This window comes from Thermococcus sp. 9N3, assembly GCF_012027685.1.
GTDB classification, from domain to species: Archaea; Methanobacteriota_B; Thermococci; order Thermococcales; family Thermococcaceae; genus Thermococcus; species Thermococcus nautili.
The window spans coordinates 444300-461335 of sequence record NZ_SNUV01000001.1 but is presented as its reverse complement, the minus strand read 5'-3'; the positions used below and the strand labels follow the sequence as shown (position 1 = coordinate 461335).

Here is a 17036-nt window from a genome sequence, read left to right as displayed (position 1 = left end):
AATCAGAGGTTCTGCTTGGGGAGGACGATTATGTCGTCCCTGTCGATGTAGAAGGTAACCGGCTGGGTCGGCCTGAGGTTGGCTATCTCCTTGTCGCTTATTGCCCTGGCTATGATTCTCGTCTCGCCGAAGAGGCCGACGACCTCGGTGAAGAAGCCGTAGTACTCGATGAGGTCAACGGTTCCCTCGAGCGAGACTGTGTTCTCGCCGGGCCTGAACTTTATGCGCTCCGGCCTTATGACGAGGACGACGTTGTCGCTCTTCTCGGTGTAGTGGAGCCCGTCGAGGTGGAAGCTCTCAAACTCAACGGTAACCTTGTCGCCATTCCTCTCGACGACCTTAGCCGGGATGACGTTGGTCTTGCCCATGAAGCTCGCCACGAACTCGGTCCTCGGCCTCTCGTAGATGTCCCTTGGTGTTCCGACCTGCTCAACGGTTCCGACATTCATGACTGCAATCCTGTCGCTTATGGCCATCGCCTCCTCCTGGTCGTGGGTGACGTAGATGACGGTGATTCCGAGCTCACGCTGGATTCTCCTGATTTCCGAACGCATCTCAAGTCTCAACTTGGCGTCGAGGTTGCTCAACGGCTCGTCAAGGAGGAGGACCTTCGGCTCGACAACGAGAGCCCTGGCTATGGCAACACGCTGCTGCTGTCCACCGGAAAGCTGGGTTGGATAGCGGTTCTCGAAGCCCTTGAGCTTGACGAGCTCGAGCGCCCACTCGACCTTCCTCTTGATTTCCTCCTTGGGGACCTTCCTAATCTTGAGACCGTAGGCGACGTTGTCGAAGACCGTCATGTGGGGCCAGAGGGCGTAGTTCTGGAAGACGAGAACGGCACCGCGCTGGTAGGAGGGGAGATAGGTGACCTCCTCGTCGCCGAAGTAGATGTGTCCGCTGTCGGGGTAGTCGAGGCCCGCTATAATCCTCAGGGTCGTGGACTTTCCACACCCGCTCGGGCCGAGCAGGGTGAAGAGCTCCTTGTGCTTTATGTGAAGGCTTATCCCCTTTAACGCGGTCGTTCCATCGAAGGTTTTCACGATGTTCTCAAGCTTAACGTCAACCATCTCAATCACCACCTCAGGTAAGACCGATGAACGAGTACCTCTGCTTGGTTATGATGTTGGCTATAACTATGGCCGTTATCTGCACGAGCATGAGGAAGACACCCAGCGCCGCCGCGAGGTTGGCGCTTCCAACGGCTCCGATGATGAGCTCCCTCATCTTGGCGGTTATCGGGTACCAGGTAGAGTTGATGGAACCGAGGGTGATGCCGACGCTGGTCTCGCTCATACAGTAGACGAAGCTCAGCATCGCTCCACCGAGCAGGTTGAGGGAAATCATGGGAAGGAGTATGCTGGTGAGGGCCTTCCACCTTCCGGCGCCGAGGTTCATGGCGGCCTCTTCAAGCGAAACGTGGACCTGCTGAAGGCCGGCGGAAATCGAGCGCGCCGCGAATGGCAGACGCCTGATGGAGTAGGCCAGTATGAGCGCCGCTCCAGGGAAGAAGTACAGCAGGTTGGTGGGGTCAAGGATTGTGCCCTTGAACGGCGGGACCGTCGAGAAGAAGAAGAAATAGCTCATTGCTATGACGATTCCAGGAACCGCTATTGGTATGGTGGCAAGGCTGTCGAGTATCGGGGCGAGCTTGGCCTTCTTGAACCTGCCGGAGGCGTAGGAAGCAGTAAGCGAGAGCAGGATGATGATGAATATAGCCACGGTCGAGTAGAGGAGGCTGTTGATGATGACGCGCTCTATGTCGGGCTGGGTGATTATGGCCTTCATGTTTTCGAGGGTGAACCCGCTCGGCCAGGTGCCGTACCAAGTCTTCGAGAAAGCGAGCAGGACGACACCAATCTGCGGGAAGATGGTTATCAGCAGGAGCGGAACGGCGACGAACGCGATGATGAGGGCCTGCCACGGCTTGGGCTTGGCAACCCTCGGCTTCCACCTGCCGCCCTTGCTGAGCATGGCGTACTGCTTGAGGCCGACGTACCAGCGGACGGCGAGGAACATTATGAGGGCGATGGTGAGCATTATCAAGGCCAAAGCTGCCATCTGCGGGTTGCCGACGGCAAAGCCGGAGACGAAGGAGCTGTAAATCTGGTAGGACATGAGCTTCTTGGCTATGGCGCTTCCCTGGAAGACTATCGGCGCGGCAAGGTCCTCAAGGCTGAAGATGCCGACGAGTATCGCACCGGCCATTATTCCCGGCATTGCGAGGGGAAGCGTGACCGTTCTGAAGAGGTGGAAGCCCTTGCTGCCGAGGTTCTCGGCCTGCTCCTCGAGGCTGGGGTCGATGTTGATGAAGCTCGCGTAGGCGTTGAGGTAGACTATCGGATAGTAGGTTATCGTCTGGGCGATGATGACACCGACGAGACCGTCAATCCATATCGGCTTCGGGAAGAGGTGCAGGTGCTCGTAGAAAATCCAGTTGATGATTCCATCCGGGAGGAACATCTTCTTGACAACGACGACGTTGACGAAGGGGGTAACGAGGAGCGGGATGAACAGGAGGATTCTCATTATGTTCTTGCCCGGGAAGTCGTAGCGGGCCATTATGAAGGCGAAGAACGTTCCGAGGAGCGTGGTCAGAATCATGACGCTTATCGAGACGATTATTGAGTTGAGGATGACACCGAAGTCCCAGCCCGAGAAGTGATAGACCTCCTGCCCTCCGTAAATCGTTGTCTTGACGAGGTATCCGTCCGGGTGGAAGTTCACATAGTAGCTCGAGCTAAGGATGCTCTTGAACCAGTAGAGGGAGATGTGTCCGTTGTACTTGAAGGCCGTTCCGAGCATTACTATGACCGGAATCACGAGAAACGCCACCAGGTAGAGCAGCGGGAAGAGGAAGGAGACTATGACAACTGGGTCCGGCAACGGGGTTCCGAAGAGCTTTTCACTCCACTTGCTGACCTTCATTAGCGTTACCTCCTCGCGGTTTTTAACCACTCGCAACTACCTTAGGATTTGCGGGCTCGTTTTAAAGGTTTCTGAAAAGAGTCTGGAAAGTTTGGGGAGAGAGAATGGCTTTTCTTAACTTTGTCCTGTCAAAATGAAGAAAAGAAAGGTCAGCTTCCTTCCATCTTCTTGAGGTCGTCCATGACCTTCTGGTATTTGGCCTGGGCGGCGTTCCTCCACTCCTGGGTGAGCTGGCTCTGGAAGCCGGCGTCAGTGGCAATCTTGTCGTTTATCTTGGCCGCGTACTCCTCGGTGAAGGTGACCATCTTGCCGGTCTCGGGGTCCTTGAACTGAATCGGTGCGGTAAGCTCGTCCTTGAGCTGCTCAAACTGCTCCTTGGTTATCTTGCCGTTCTTGTAGGCGTTGACTATGGCAATCCAAGCCTGGTGGAGCGGGCCGTTGACGTCAATGAGGGTGGCCTTGAAGTAGTACTGGAGGGCGTTAACGGTCTTCAGGGCCCTGTTGTCGTCGAACGGAATGCCCTTGCTCGAGATGGAGAGTTTGTAGGCCTTGAGGAGGGTCGGGCGGGCCTTGGCAAAGGTCTCGCCGGCGTAGTTGCCCTTGAAGAGAACCTTCGCCTCCTCCTCGGTGATGGTCTTGTTGAATATCTCGGCGTTAATCGGAAGCCTGTTGATGTCCGGGCTCATCCAGACTGCCTGGCCCTCGGTGAGGACCCAGTAGATGAAGGCCTGGGCCGCCTCGGGGTGCTTGCTGTACTTGAGGAGCGCTATCGGGTCACCGTTGATGATACTCTCCCCCTCGGGGATAACGTAAACACAGTTCGGGTTCTGCTTCATGGCGGTGTAGCCGTAGAAGTCGATGGTGTTTCCGGCGGCAATCTCACCGTTGATGACGGCATCGCTCGCCTCGTAAACCTTGGAGTTGGCCGCGATGAGGGTCATAATTCTCCATCCCTCGTCCCAGCCGAAGGCCTGGAGGATAATCTGGTAAATCCTCGTGTTCGAGGTGCTCCTGGTCGGGTCGGCTATACCGTACATCGGCGGGTCGCGGGCCCAGTCGGCGGTGGCTATGTCCTCCCACTTGTGCGGGAACGGGAGCCCCTGCTTCTCGAGAACCTGCTTGTTAACGGTGAAACCGAACGATGAAAGCGCGGCGGCAATCCAGTAGACCTTACCGTCCTCCTCCCTAATCATGGGCATTCCGGCAAGCTCCTTGGGAATCTGCTTGCCGATGAGACCGAGAACCTTCTGGTCGGTTATCGGCGCGAGGTAGCCCATCTTGTACATGTCGTCGAAGAGGGTCGGGCCTCCACCCCAGCCGACGTCGGCGCCCTTCTTGATGTACTCAGGCCAGAGAGACTCGGGAACGCCTATGAACTTCAGGTCGGTGATGTGGTACTGCTTCGCAATGTCGCTCTTGAGGAAGAGCTCCTTGACCTTGTACTGGATTGTGGCATCGTGTCTGGTGACGATAACGAGGGTGATTCCACTGGTTCCGCTACTGCCGCTGCTTCCTCCGCTAATACAGCCGCTGGCCACGACGCTGAGACCCAAAACGAGTATAAGGAGGATTCCAAGCATGCGCCTCATGGCAATCCCCACCCCTTTTTCGGACTCCCTTTAAAAAGCGTGTTGGTTCAAAGGTATAAAAAAGAGGGAAATCACTTCCTCCTCCTGAGGAGGAGCGGAAGGACGGCAAGACCAACGATGAAGGCCGGGCCGCAGATTCCTCCGCTGCTTCCGCTGCTCTCCTCGCTGGCCTTGGTCATCTCAAGGCTCCACTGGAGGATGTTCGTAATGACGGTCGGGCCGTCGAGCTTGACGCCGTAGTACTCGCTCGCCCACATGGGCTCGTAGCCGCCAATCGGGGTCTCACCGCTGACGATGATGACATCGTTCTTGCCGTTGACCTTGACAATCTGGGCGGCGACGATTGGGAACTCGCCGGTCTGACCGGCCTGGTAAGCGTTTGCAGCTGGAGCGTTGTTCTCGGTGATGTCAGAGCTTGAGTTGGAGTGGATTATAACGTAGGCGTTGTCGGGCTTGACGTCTGGCTTGAGCGGGTGCCAGTCACCGCTTCCATCCTTGCCGTCAACCCAGGCAACAACGCCCGGACCGTGAGCGAGAACCTTACCTCCGTACTTGAGGTTCTGAACGAGTATCTCCCTCTTCGGGGTGTCCTTCCAGGGGTCATCGTAGGCAACGACACGGTAGGACTTTCCACCTGCGTTGCTCTGGGCATCCTCAACAGAGGCGAGGTCAACACGAAGGTTGGTTATGTTGAGCTGGTCGAGGAGGCTGTTGACGAACTGCTGGGTCTTGGCACCGTTTCCGTAGTCGGAATCGCCGGCGACCCAAAGAACCTTGCCGCCTTCCTCAAGCCACTGCCTTATGGCCTTAATCTCCTCCGGGAGGAGCGGGCTGCTGGGCTGGCCAAGGATGAGGATGGTAACGTTGTTGTTCTTGAGCGCGTCGTAGGTGATTTTGTCACCGAGCCTCTTGATTCCAAGGTCGCTTTCGTACTTGGGGTCGCCGAAGTAAACGAAGGTGTAGTCCGTCAAGGTCTTAAGCATTCCCTGCGTCAGAACCTTGCCCTTGTAGGTAACGTCGTCGAGGCCCTTGGGGTTCTCGCCGTGGGCGAGGTCCACCGCTATAACCACCTTGCCGGTGTCAGCGGCGCTGACCGCTGGGCTGGCAACCACCCCAAAAACCGACAGCAGAACGACTGCCGCCAGGAACATTGCAACCTTCTTCATGGTATCACCGTCCCCTTTAGCGATAATGCGGTTATAAATCTTATCGCCCGAAAGTTTAACAGGGCGGAAAAACTTCCGCAAAGCCCTTAAAGCCTTCTGCCGTTTCAGGCTCAGGTGGTAGTGATGGACGTTGAGGAAAAGATTCAGCTCATAAAGCGCAAGCCGACGGAGGAGCTCCTCACCGAGGAGAATCTTAGGCACCTCTTCGAGGTTGGAATCCCGATGCAGCACTACATCGGCTTCGAAATCAGCGGTTACATTCACCTCGGAACCGGACTCATGGCCGGAGCAAAGATAGCCGACCTCCAGAAGGCGGGGATAAAGACAAGGATTTTTTTAGCTGACTGGCACAGCTGGATAAACGACAAGCTCGGCGGAGACCTTGAGGTCATCCAGAAGGTTGCGCTGAGCTACTTCAAGGAGGGAATGAAGCAGAGCATCAAGGTCATGGGCGGAGACCCCGACAAGGTCGAGTTCGTTCTGGCCAGCGAGATACTGGAGAAAGGTGATTACTGGCAGACGGTGATAGACATCTCCAAGAACGTCACCCTTGCGAGGATGATGCGCTCGATAACGATAATGGGGCGCCAGATGGGCGAGTCAATAGACTTCGCCAAGCTCATCTACCCGGCGATGCAGGTTGCTGACATCTTCTACCAGGGCGTCACCATAGCGCACGCCGGAATGGACCAGAGGAAGGCCCACGTCATAGCCATTGAAGTTGCCCAGAAGCTCCGCTACCACGCCCTCGAATGGAACGGCGAGAAGCTCAAGCCCGTTGCTTTACACCACCACCTCCTCCTTGGCCTGCAGGAACCGCCGGTCTGGCCCATTGAGAGCGAGGAGCAGTTTAAAGAGCTTAAAACCCAGATGAAGATGAGCAAGAGCAAGCCCTACTCCGCTGTCTTCATTCACGACAGCCCCGAGGAGATTAAGCAAAAGCTCAGGAAGGCCTTCTGTCCTGCGAGGGAAGTTAAGTACAACCCCGTCCTCGACTGGGCCGAGCACATAATCTTCCGCGAGGAGCCGACCGAGTTCACCATACACCGCCCGGCCAAGTTCGGCGGCGACGTCACCTACACCACCTTCGAGGAGCTCAAGAAGGACTTCGCGGAAGGGAAGCTCCACCCGCTCGACCTCAAGAACGCGGTAGCGGAATACCTCATCGAGCTCCTCAAGCCGGTTCGTGAGTACTTTGAGAAGCACCCTGAGCCCCTTGAACTGATGAGGCAGGTCAAGATTACCCGCTGATTTTCCTTTCCATTTGCCGGTGATACAATGCCCGGAATTGACGAGAAGGACAGGGAAATTCTGAGAATCCTCCGCTCAAACGGCAGGATTACGCTGACCGAGCTCGGAAAAAGGGTCAACCTCTCCCCAGCGAGCGTGAAGAGCAGGCTTGAGAAGCTCGAAAGGCTCGGCGCGGTTAAGGGCTACTCGGCGGTGATTGACCCGGCATTCCTCGGGAATCTCGTTACAGCCCTAATCTTCATCAGGCTCAAGGACGTTGACCCCTACACTAGGAGCATGCTCCGCGAGCTTGCCTCACTCGACAACGTCGAGTTCCTCTACCTAAAAACCGGAGACCACAACGTACTGCTGAAGGGAGAATTCAGGGACATGGATGAGCTCAGGGAGTTCCTGAAGAGTCTGAAAAAGACCTTCGGCGTAAACGCGCTCTCAATCGAGGCGAACCTCGTCGTCGAGGAGCTCAAGAACTGCTGGCTCGCCGATGAGGACGCCTCCCGACTCTGATGTGTGATGAGTGGACGGCTGGCCGAGGCGGTTAAGATGCTCTTCGTAATCAGGTCCGGAAGGAAGAAGAACGAGCTTGAGGCCTTCTTTATCGAGAATGAGCCAGAAAAGCTGAGCGAGATGAAGAACCTGAAGGCTGACAGGATATTCCGCCTCATAATGAGAGAGGGAAGGCTCTTCAAGGTCCTGGAGGGGAGCAACTACCGCAACCCAAAGGAGATTGAAAAGCTCCTTCGCCAGGCGAGAATCGTTCTCGTCACCGCGGACGAATGGGAGGACTACTTTAAGAGAAGGCTCCAGAACAAAAGAGTGGAAAAGGCCGAGCTGTGCCGTCTCTGCCTCCTTGAGGGCAGGATAACAGTCCTGACGCCCGGCAACAGAATAAAGTACCGCAACGAGTACATCTGCGAGCGCTGTGCGGAGGACGAGCTGAAGAGGGAGCTCAGGTTTAGGTTTAACAGCATAGCGATGTTCGAGCAGGCGAAGAAGCTCCTCGACCGCTTTAGAGACCTCGATAAGGTTTTGTATGCCTTCGACCCGCGCTTCGACCCGACGAAGCACCCGGAAGTTACCAAGTGGGACGAGCTGAAGGCCAAGCACGTCAAGGTCGAAAAGATTCGCGTTGACGAGCTCCCGCTTCCGGAGAGGTTTAAGGAAGTTCTGAAGGCCGAGGGCGTAAGGGAGCTCCTCCCCGTTCAGAGCCTGGCCGTCAAGAACGGCCTCCTTGAGGGAGAGAACTTACTCGTCGTTTCCGCGACTGCGAGCGGTAAAACGCTAATCGGCGAATTAGCTGGAGTCCCCAAGGCGATGGAGGGCAAAAAACTCCTCTTCTTGGTCCCGCTCGTGGCCCTGGCGAATCAAAAATATGAGGACTTTAAGAGGAGGTATTCGAAGCTCGGCCTCCGCGTTGCCATTCGCGTTGGAATGAGCCGCATAAAGACCCGGGACGAGCTGGTGGTTGTGGATACCGGCATTGACGCTGACATCATAGTGGGAACCTACGAGGGAATAGACTACCTTCTCAGGGCGGGGAGGAAGATAGGGAACGTCGGGACGATTGTTATAGACGAGATACACACGCTCGACGACGAGGAGCGCGGACCAAGGCTCGACGGACTAATCGCGAGGCTGAGGAGACTTTACCCGAAGGCCCAGTTCATAGGCCTTTCCGCAACCGTCGGGAATCCTGAGGAGCTGGCCAAAGAACTCGGCCTCAAGCTGGTGCTCTACGACGAGAGGCCGGTTGATTTGGAGAGACACATCATCATAGCGCGCAACGAGTCCGAGAAGTGGCGCCACATAGCCAACCTCTGCAGGGCGGAAGCGATGAGGAAGTCGAGGCAGGGCTACAAGGGGCAGACGATAGTCTTCACCTTCTCAAGGAAGCGCACGCACGAGCTTTCCGCCTACCTCACGAGCAAGGGCCTCCGCGCGAAGCCCTACCACTCCGGTCTGCCCTACAAGCAGAGGAAGCTCACCGAGATGGAGTTCTTAGCTCAAAGGCTCGACGTCGTTGTCACAACCGCCGCGCTGGGAGCGGGCGTTGATTTCCCTGCCTCTCAGGTCATCTTCGAGAGCCTCGCCATGGGCAACAAGTGGCTCTCTGTTAGAGAGTTCCACCAGATGCTCGGGCGAGCTGGAAGGCCCCTCTACCACGAGAAGGGTAAGGTTTACCTCATAGTCGAGCCCGGGCGAAAGTATTCTGCCCAGATGGAGGGCACCGAGGAGGAGGTTGCCTTCAAGCTCCTTACCGCGCCGATAGAACCGGTTCAGGTTGAGTGGAGCGACGAGCTTGAGCAGGACAACGTTCTCGCTCACTCCTGCGTCTTCAACCGGCTTAACGTTATCGAGGAGGTTCAGGAGCGCTGCTTAGGGGCCAACCAGAGCGCCGAGAAGGTCTTGGAGAAGCTGGAGGAGTTTGAGCTCGTAAGGCTCAAAAAGCCCCTCGTCGAGGTCACGCCCTACGGAAGGGCCGTTAGCATGAGCTTTCTGCTTCCGAAGGAGGCTGAGTTCATAAGGAGGAACCTTCGGGAGAAGCCCGCGAGGTGGATTGCGCTCAAGCTTCACCCCTTCGAGAACCTGTATCTAAGCGGAACGCTCCAGCGGGAGCTTGAGGGGGCCGTGAGAGGCAGGATAAGCGCCAACGTCTTCTCGCCGAGCTTCGCCTCCATCCTCGAGGAGCTCGACAAGGTCATCCCGGAGCTTAGCCCGAACGCGGCCGAGAGGCTGTTCACGATTTATCAGGAGTTCTTCATGTGCGGTGAGGAAGACTGCACAGAATACGCGATGGAGCGCGTTGGGAACCTCATAATCGAGCTTCGCAGGAGCGGGAAGCACCCGACCCAGATAGCGGAGCACTTCAGGAAGGTCTACGGCCTAATCGTTTACCCGGGCGACGTCTTCACGTGGTTAGATGGCATCGTCAGGAAGCTTGAGGCTGTTGAGAGAATCGCTAGGGTCTTCCGCGTGAAGAGGGCGGAGGAAGAGGCAAAGCTCCTCAGAAGGGAAATAGAGGAGGGGAGAATTATCCGGAGTTAAAGAGGGCAAATTAAAGTGACACCCTCTTGATGAGGGCAGAAACGATTTTAGTACTTCATATCAAGGTATCCTAGGTGAGTGTAATGCGGCAGGAGATGGTCATTGTCTTGGAGCATCCTGAAAGCGGAGTACATCAAGAATTTAAAATTAGTTCAAAGAATGTTGAAGAGTTACTGCATTTTTTCAGTGTGTTTTCAGGGAAGTGCCGTAATCAGCTACCCAGTTGGAGATTTGTAGAACTCCGCCCTACACGTCCGCATCCCAACAAGTTTAAGCTACTTTTGAGACTTCTCCCAATCACGCATTATCTGATAAATCCATTTGATTTTGTTGAAAGTGTGAAAAATGCTGTTGGAAGTAAGTACCCGCCCCAGTTAATTGAGAAAATAGCCTTACTGTTCGAACCATTGTGCATGTTTGATTCCATGAGTGGAAGTTATATTATTATGCCCCCAGCACTATCTGTGAGAGAAAACGAGGGTGTCTTGGTTGTAAGCAGGGAAAAGGAGTATCTCAAACACTGCAGGAATATAGTTAAGGGGAATACGAGGGACAAAGTTGTCTGGTTTGTGCTGTATCATTGCCCCCATAGCCCTGCAATTATTCAGAAAGGAAACGTTCTAATAGAAAAGCGTGTCAGAGAACTTGGAGATAATATGAAACTTGTGGAGGTAGAAGTGTCTGAGGGGGAAAATTATATCGAGCGTTTCAGGGATGTGATTGTAGATGGCACTAGGCATGTGGATATGAGCACTCGCAAGTTACGGTTTGGTAAGAACGGAAAAATTCTAATTGATTTGAAAATCCCTCCAGAGGATGCATTCAAAATCTTGAGAACAGAACTCTCCCGTGATGTGGTGAAGCGTGACCTCAATATTGTGAAGTTGTTTAATTCTTGCCTTGTTTGGCCCAATACTGGTAAACTTTGCCTGCATACTAGAAAAATCCACGTGTGGCCAAAAGGTACCGGGGCAGTATCCCTCATAGTTGCTGAACTAATGCACATAGCTGATGCAGAAGTTCAGACGAAAGAACAATTTGTCTTTTCGCTAGTTGAGAGAGTTCCTCACAAGATTTTCAGAGATAACAGTGCAAAGGAACTCCTAAGGGTGTATTCCCAGCTGCAGGAGTTCTTTACAAGCAGGGAAGAACTGGTATTCTCCGAAAGCGTTCTTCCCCTCTCTCCTGACAAAATAATTCTTGTGATGAAACCAGTTTTCAGCAATCAGATAGTTCCAATAGTGGTCGCAGATGCTGTATTGGCAAGAGCCACATCCACATCGGTACTTTCTGGAACTGGAGAACCAATTCAGAGAGTTCAGCTTGAGTTTATACTTCCATGGGTGAATAGGAGGGTAGTCACTAACCTTCAGCTCGATGAATTTGAGTTGTTAAAATCTATATGGGACAAAACTTCAACAAGAAAAATAGAGGAGAACCTTCACACCTGAAGAATCATCTGGGCGGGGTCGCGGATTGCCGGACCGAGGCCAAGGACATAAACGGCCAGGTACCAGAAGCGCCTCTCCTCCTCGTCCTGGACGAGCTCCTGGAGGGCGTAATAGACCACGATGAGGATTAGGGTTATCCAGGGGTAGTAGATGTAGGCCCCGAACCAGCTTACGAGATGGCTCTCAATCCAGTGGACCTCCCGGTAGCCGTAGAAGTGGATTCCAACCACAGTTGAGGCTATGTCGAAGTAGTGGGCCAGGACAGGATAGAGGTAGAGCCTGTCAAAGGGCCTCCACTGGTAGAAGGCGAGAACGACGGCCCAGCTAACGGCGGTGTGGATTAAAGTCAGCTCGTAGGGGCGCCAGTCCTTGGCGTGAGTAACGAGCACGTAGTTCGCCCAGAGGGCCAGAACCGTTCCCCAGACTATGGTGACCTTCGGATAGGTTTTGAGCTTTGCATCGGCAACTATCGCCGGAACTATGAGGACGAACGCCGTGAAGAAGATTCCGGGGGTTAAGATTAGCGGGTTCTTCGGCAGAATGCCCCCGTCGACGAGCGCCCTAACAGTTGCTCCAAAGACCACCATCGGCGTTACCGCCCAGAACAGCCTCTCGTCAACCTTGATTTTCAGGGGCTTGATTATGTAGCGGTAGGAGTAGATGACGCCGAGACCGAAGAGCAGTGCGTAGACGAAGGTGTTGACCGCGTTGTAGCCACTCCTCGTGAACATGGGCTCCCAGAAGTAGTTGTAGAAGAAGTCCCACAGAGCCTTCTCGATGCCCATTTTAACCACCTGCTCCCGTTGGAGTCGAACCTTATAGGCCTTTTGGGACAACTTATTAAAGCAAACCACCGTAGGTTAACCGAGGTGATAGCATGTACGGTCATCCCGTTGAGCCCGCGCTTACCGGGCTTGGAACCCTTGCCCTCTTCGGATTTCTCTTTGCGCTCTTCGTCGCCGGACTAATCCTGGCCTTCAGCGCGAAGCTCGTCGGCATAAAGGACGCGTCCATAGTGGGTGCAATGGTGGCCATCGTCGGCGGTGGAATCCTCGGCGCGATAGTGGGTGGAATCGTGGCGCTTGTCTTCGCGATAGCCGGCCCAATGGGAATAGCGCTCGGCTGGCTCGCCTTCATGGTTACCTACGTCTGGGTCATCAAGGTGGTGTTCCACACTGACTGGCTCAGGGCGTTCCTGGCGTGGCTGATAGCGATAGTGGTTGAGCTCATCATAGCCGGATTCCTTGGCCTCGCGGGGGTTGCGACCCTTGGAATGCTTCACCCCTGAGTGGAAAAAGATAAATAGAACCTCCGCGAAGGATGAACGATGCCGGGCTTTTTCCAGCCAGTTGAAGAAATCAGCGGGATAAAACCCTTCGAGGGCTTCCCGGTCGAATTCAGCCGGGGCTCGCTGTCGGCCCTCGTATCAACCGATGAGTTAGCCAGCTCGCTGTTCATCCACACCCTGCTCGGCGAGGCGCTCAAGGCCGGAAAGGCCTACCACGTCGGGCCCAAGAGGGCATTTTCTCCCTCAATCCTGAGGGCCCTTGAAGTCGAGCCGTCCGCCCTATTATCGGCCAGCGTTTACAGCGCCGATGAACTCCTTCAGGCCCTCGATTACGTTGAAGACGGCTCAACGGTCCTCGTTTCCCAGTTTTCTGCACTAAGGGGCGTCTCCGGGGAAACCATTCTTGAGCTGAGGAGAAAAGCTGACGATGGTTCGCTCACGCTCGTCCTCCACCACGAAACCCTTACCTTCAACGAGCTCGACCTTCCGGGAGAGTTCGCCCGGCTCTTCCTCCTGCCCGAGCTCTTTGATTCCCTCCTCGTCCTGAGAACCAGCTCCTACCGCGGGCACTACAAGCTGAACGCCACCGTCCTCAAGGCCCCGCCCGAGCAGATAGCGAACCTTGGAGACCACTCGATTCCCGTTGACTCGCTCGTCAAGGTCATCACCGGTAGATGACGACGTGCCCGAAGCCGAGGGCAAAGCGGAGGTACAGGAGGGACGCGAAGCAAACCAGCAGGATTCCAAGGGCCAGGTAGTCCCTTCCCTTCATCGAAATGTCCCGATAAAAGGTTCTACTCCTGCTCGCCCCAAAGGCCCTGCTCTCAAGGGCTATGCTGAGCTCGTGGGCAGTTTTGAGCGAGGCAACGATGAGGGGAATCAAGATTGGGACGGTCTTCCGGATTCTCTCCAAAAGGTTTCCCCTGTCGAGCTCAAGCCCTCTGCTCCTCTGGGCGTCCATTATCGTGCTCGCAATGCCGTAGAGCGTCGGGATGTAGCGGAGCGCTATCGTGAGGGTTAGGCCAAGCTCGTAGGGGAGGCCGAGCCTGACGAAGCCGAGTATCAGCTCCCTCTGCCTCGTCGTCATCAGGAGCTGGAAGGTTATCAGTCCAAAACCGAGCAGGCGGAGCGAGAACGAGACGCCGAGCAGAAGGCCGGTAAGCCTCGGTTTGTAGACGAGCGGCCAGATTACGACGGTTAACGCAACGATGAAGAGGAGGGGCTTTAGGAGCCTCAACTGCTCCCCGATTCCCAGTCTTCCGAGGAGCCTGCCCGAGAGCAGGATGAGCAGGAACAGGGGGATGAGAACCTTCGGGTCGTTGAAAAGCATCAGAGAAGTTATCCCGATGAGCATCCCGATTATCTTGACGCGGGGGTCGAGCGAGTGCAGGAGCGAGTCCCTTTCGACGTAGAACTGGTAAATCACTTCCTAACCCTCCCCGCAAGCTCCTCAACGCTTCTCACGAAGCCGGCGCCAAGTTTTTCCGCAAGGACGAGCAGTTCGGGCCTCTCAAGCCCGTGGCGCTCAAGGTCGAGGCTGAAGAACTCCTCAACCGGGCCATCGAAGGCCTTCTTCCCGTTCTCAAGGAGAACCACGCGCTCGGCGAGCTCGAGCACCAAATCCATGTCGTGGGTTATGAGCAGAATCCCGTGGCCATCCTCGCGGAGCGATTTAATCGTCTCAACAACGCTCCTCTCGGCCTTCCAGTCGAGCCCCGTCGTCGGCTCGTCGAGGATTAGGTACTTCGGCCTCATCGCGAGCACACAGGCTATAGCCAACCTCTGCTTCTCCCCACCGCTCAGGGAGTAGGGCGTTCTCTCCTCGAATCCCTCAAGGCCAACCGCTCCGAGGGCCCAGCGAACCCGCTCCTCGACTTCCGAATCGCCCAGCCCGAGGTTCTTCGGTCCAAAGGCGACCTCCTTGAAGACGGTCTCCTCGAAGAACATGTGCTCGGGGTTCTGGAAGACGTAGCCGACTTTTCTGCTCAGCTCCGCCACTGTGTGCTCCCTCGTGTCCATCCCGTCCACGAGAACCCTTCCTCTGGTCGGCTTCAGAAGGCCGTTGAGGTGCTTGGCCAGTGTCGTCTTCCCGCTACCGTTCGGGCCAACTAACGCAAGGATTTCCTCCCCAAAGACAAGGTCTATTCCCCTGAGGACTTCCCGTTCGTTGTAGGCGAAGTGAAGGTTCTCTACCCGTATCATCCCACACCTACGGGAGCGCTAAGGCTTTTAAAGATAAGCCCCATCCCGTCAACATGAACGCGAGGGAAGTCGCTCTGACCGGTCTGTTCGTGGCATTAACCGCCGTAAGCGCCCAGATTCAGGTTCCCCTCGGGCCAGTTCCCTTCACGCTTCAGGTCTTCGCAGTCATCCTCTCAGGCCTCTTACTCGGTTCGAGGCTCGGCTTCACAAGCCAGGCCCTCTATATCCTGGCCGGCGCCGTCGGCCTTCCAGTCTTTGCGGGCTTTACAGGCGGTTTCGCGCACCTCTACGGCCCAACCGGAGGTTACCTGCTCGCCTTCCCCATCGCCTCCCTCATGGCCGGACTCTTCGCGGAGCGCTCGGAGAGGGTAGAAGTGTGGCTCCTCGGGTCAATCCTCGGAATTGGCGTGATTTACCTCCTTGGCTGGCTCAGGCTGGGCCTCTACCTAAACGGCGACTTTGGAAAGGCCCTCGCCGTTGGAGTGCTCCCGTTCGTTCCCTTCGACATAGCGAAGGCGGTCCTGGCCGTTGGGGTTGCAAAGGCCGTTAAAAGGGCTCTCCCCTGGCTTTGAGCTCTTCAATCGTTTTCTCCGCGAAAGCGACGTCAAGGGAGTTCCTGACGCGGAAAAAGCTGAGCGTAACCTTGGGGTTTCTCTTCGCCAGCTCTTCTATTGAGACCGGCTCGTAGTCGAGGAACTCGATAACCCTTGAAAAGCTCTTATAACCCTCTGCGAGGGCCGATTCTATCGCATCCCTCAGCGCGTCCGGTTCGTAGACCGCGTGAAATACCTCGGCGCTCCCGTCGTTCCAGACGGGGATTAAAGCTTCCGGTTCGTTCTCGTAGAAGAGGCCGACGAGATAGTTCACGAGGAAGGGCATTATCAGGGGCATATTGCCCTCGACCAGGAAGAAGGGCTCGTCAGGAAGGGCTTTGAGGAGCGCCTCCATCTTGTTTCTCGCGGTCACCGGCACGGGGTTTGAAACGTGGAGCGAGTAAGTCTTCAGCTTGTCCCGTCTAACAATTGTGATGACCTCGTGGATTCTCTTGGCGGTTAAGAGCCTCCTCTCCGTGAGCCTGACGACGGGCTCTTCGTTTACTGGTAGGGTGTAGTTTTCCCATCTCTTCTCCGGAAACGCCAGTATAACGCCGAGCATGTTCCCCGGAACGACAACGGCGTTAAAAAAGCTTTTGGCGAATTTCAACGCTTTTCCAGTTTTTCCGAGAAAATCTTAAAGTCCCAGCGGGGTTTTAATATTAGGGGGACGAATCATGCTCGCGGAGGCACTCTTCGGGTTCCTCTTCACGGTCGCCTGGGCGCTATCCTACGCCCTCGTTATCAAGCAGAAAAGCACGGTAAAGGCTCTTCTCGGAGTTTTTCTGCTTTTCGGAGCGATGCTGGCCTTCAACTCCCTCCGCTTTAGAGGAAGCCTCCTCGGATGGTTCCTCGGCGTAGTCCCGGGTTTCTTCGTCGGCCTGTGGCTCGTCCAGAAGTACGGCCCGGAAAAGCCCACAGAGGAGTCAGCGGTGGCGGTTCTCCTTTTCGGCCCCCTGATTATGGTCGGACTGCTCGTGGCTCTCCTGCTCCTCTGAGCGAAAGTTTTATATACTCAGAGTTACTAAAATTCACCGGCAAGAACGCGGAGGTGATGGGAAATGGCCGAGATGATAATACCCTATCCACAGCTCCAGAAGATTCTGGAGAGGACCTGTGAGCTCGCGGTCATCAAGCCGAGGGCCGAGGAGATGATGGACATCGTTGAGAAGAAATTAGCCGACCTCTTCGAGGTTGCCTACGAGAACGCCAAGGCCGAGCGCTCGAGCACGATAAAGATGCGCCACATACCGATTACCAAGGGCTTCAAGAACAGCCTGAACCTCTTCAGGGCCGTCATCGAGGACGAGAAGGTCGAGATTGAGCCCATCAGGAAGTACGTCCTCAAGAAGATACCCGGCGACATTCCTCTCGAAGAGGACGTTGTCAACGAGCTCCCGATTATCGCGGGAACGCTCTTCGTGCTCATTGGAAGGGTTATCAAGGCTCTCCACCCGGAGATTAAGAACGTCTACCCCGAGCACATCGAGGAGGCCAAGAAGGTTCTGGACTACACGCTCTGATACATG

The 17036-nt window shown here is 55.5% G+C and carries 17 protein-coding genes; 9 read left to right on the top strand and 8 right to left on the bottom strand.

Features of this window, described 5'->3' with window-relative positions; translation table 11 throughout:
* Positions 1–2: 2 nt before the first annotated feature.
* The 4 genes from E3E30_RS02550 to E3E30_RS02535 form a co-directional block, all read right to left on the bottom strand.
* Positions 3–1067 carry an ABC transporter ATP-binding protein gene (locus E3E30_RS02550; RefSeq protein WP_167728889.1) on the bottom strand — a complete coding sequence of 355 codons (1065 nt, stop codon included), beginning with the start codon at positions 1065–1067 and terminating at the stop codon, positions 3–5.
* Between the two features lie 13 nt (positions 1068–1080).
* Positions 1081–2925: an iron ABC transporter permease gene (locus tag E3E30_RS02545; protein WP_167728888.1), complete on the bottom strand. Its 1845-nt coding sequence runs from the start codon at positions 2923–2925 to the stop codon at positions 1081–1083.
* A 149-nt stretch (positions 2926–3074) separates the two neighbouring features.
* Entirely contained in the window at positions 3075–4514 is a 1440-nt protein-coding gene (locus tag E3E30_RS02540; RefSeq protein ID WP_167728335.1) for an extracellular solute-binding protein, read from the bottom strand.
* A gap of 71 nt (positions 4515–4585) precedes the next feature.
* The gene (locus E3E30_RS02535) at positions 4586–5680 is read right to left on the bottom strand and encodes a DUF4350 domain-containing protein (RefSeq protein WP_167728334.1); all 1095 of its coding nucleotides are present in this window, start codon (positions 5678–5680) and stop codon (positions 4586–4588) included.
* A gap of 123 nt (positions 5681–5803) precedes the next feature.
* Here E3E30_RS02535 and E3E30_RS02530 point away from each other — a divergent pair, with 123 nt between their 5' ends.
* The 4 genes from E3E30_RS02530 to E3E30_RS02515 all read left to right on the top strand — a co-directional run bounded on the left by E3E30_RS02530 (position 5804) and on the right by E3E30_RS02515 (position 11424).
* Positions 5804–6931, top strand: a complete 1128-nt coding sequence (locus E3E30_RS02530; protein WP_167728887.1) for a tyrosine--tRNA ligase — start codon at positions 5804–5806, stop codon at positions 6929–6931.
* A 27-nt stretch (positions 6932–6958) separates the two neighbouring features.
* Positions 6959–7435, top strand: a complete 477-nt coding sequence (locus tag E3E30_RS02525) for an Lrp/AsnC family transcriptional regulator (RefSeq protein WP_167728333.1) — start codon at positions 6959–6961, stop codon at positions 7433–7435.
* Between the two features lie 36 nt (positions 7436–7471).
* Positions 7472–9973, top strand: a complete 2502-nt coding sequence (locus tag E3E30_RS02520; RefSeq protein ID WP_167728886.1) for a DEAD/DEAH box helicase — start codon at positions 7472–7474, stop codon at positions 9971–9973.
* Positions 9974–10047: 74 nt separating this feature from the next.
* Positions 10048–11424: a hypothetical protein gene (locus tag E3E30_RS02515; protein ID WP_167728332.1), complete on the top strand. Its 1377-nt coding sequence runs from the start codon at positions 10048–10050 to the stop codon at positions 11422–11424.
* Here E3E30_RS02515 and E3E30_RS02510 read toward each other — a convergent pair.
* Positions 11415–12209: a DUF63 family protein gene (locus tag E3E30_RS02510; protein ID WP_167728885.1), complete on the bottom strand. Its 795-nt coding sequence runs from the start codon at positions 12207–12209 to the stop codon at positions 11415–11417. The genes E3E30_RS02515 and E3E30_RS02510 overlap by 10 nt on opposite strands.
* Positions 12210–12301: 92 nt before the next feature.
* Between E3E30_RS02510 and E3E30_RS02505 the strand changes: the two genes are divergently transcribed.
* Both E3E30_RS02505 and E3E30_RS02500 read left to right on the top strand, forming a co-directional pair.
* A complete protein-coding gene (locus E3E30_RS02505) occupies positions 12302–12712 on the top strand; it encodes a hypothetical protein (protein ID WP_167728331.1) in 411 nt (136 codons plus the stop codon).
* A gap of 39 nt (positions 12713–12751) precedes the next feature.
* On the top strand, positions 12752–13390 hold the full coding sequence (locus tag E3E30_RS02500; RefSeq protein ID WP_167728330.1) for a hypothetical protein: 639 nt from the start codon (positions 12752–12754) through the stop codon (positions 13388–13390).
* On the opposite strand, the gene E3E30_RS02495 is transcribed toward E3E30_RS02500, so the two are convergent.
* Together E3E30_RS02495 and E3E30_RS02490 are read right to left on the bottom strand one after the other, a co-directional pair.
* On the bottom strand, positions 13377–14138 hold the full coding sequence (locus tag E3E30_RS02495; RefSeq protein ID WP_167728329.1) for a CbiQ family ECF transporter T component: 762 nt from the start codon (positions 14136–14138) through the stop codon (positions 13377–13379). The genes E3E30_RS02500 and E3E30_RS02495 overlap by 14 nt on opposite strands.
* Positions 14135–14914: an ABC transporter ATP-binding protein gene (locus tag E3E30_RS02490; RefSeq protein WP_167728328.1), complete on the bottom strand. Its 780-nt coding sequence runs from the start codon at positions 14912–14914 to the stop codon at positions 14135–14137. The genes E3E30_RS02495 and E3E30_RS02490 overlap by 4 nt, the downstream gene beginning before the upstream one ends.
* Before the next feature lie 53 nt (positions 14915–14967).
* On the opposite strand from E3E30_RS02490, the gene E3E30_RS02485 reads away from it, so the two are divergent.
* Positions 14968–15486 (top strand): biotin transporter BioY, encoded by a 519-nt coding sequence (locus E3E30_RS02485; protein WP_167728327.1) that lies wholly within the window; start codon positions 14968–14970, stop codon positions 15484–15486.
* Here E3E30_RS02485 and E3E30_RS02480 read toward each other — a convergent pair.
* Positions 15461–16069 carry a molybdenum cofactor guanylyltransferase gene (locus E3E30_RS02480; RefSeq protein WP_167728326.1) on the bottom strand — a complete coding sequence of 203 codons (609 nt, stop codon included), beginning with the start codon at positions 16067–16069 and terminating at the stop codon, positions 15461–15463. The genes E3E30_RS02485 and E3E30_RS02480 overlap by 26 nt on opposite strands.
* Positions 16070–16184: 115 nt before the next feature.
* Between E3E30_RS02480 and E3E30_RS02475 the strand changes: the two genes are divergently transcribed.
* Together E3E30_RS02475 and E3E30_RS02470 are read left to right on the top strand one after the other, a co-directional pair.
* Positions 16185–16505: a hypothetical protein gene (locus E3E30_RS02475; protein WP_167728325.1), complete on the top strand. Its 321-nt coding sequence runs from the start codon at positions 16185–16187 to the stop codon at positions 16503–16505.
* Between the two features lie 63 nt (positions 16506–16568).
* Complete coding sequence (locus E3E30_RS02470) at positions 16569–17030, top strand: DUF1931 family protein (protein ID WP_167728324.1); 462 nt, start codon at positions 16569–16571, stop codon at positions 17028–17030.
* Positions 17031–17036 lie beyond the last annotated feature (6 nt).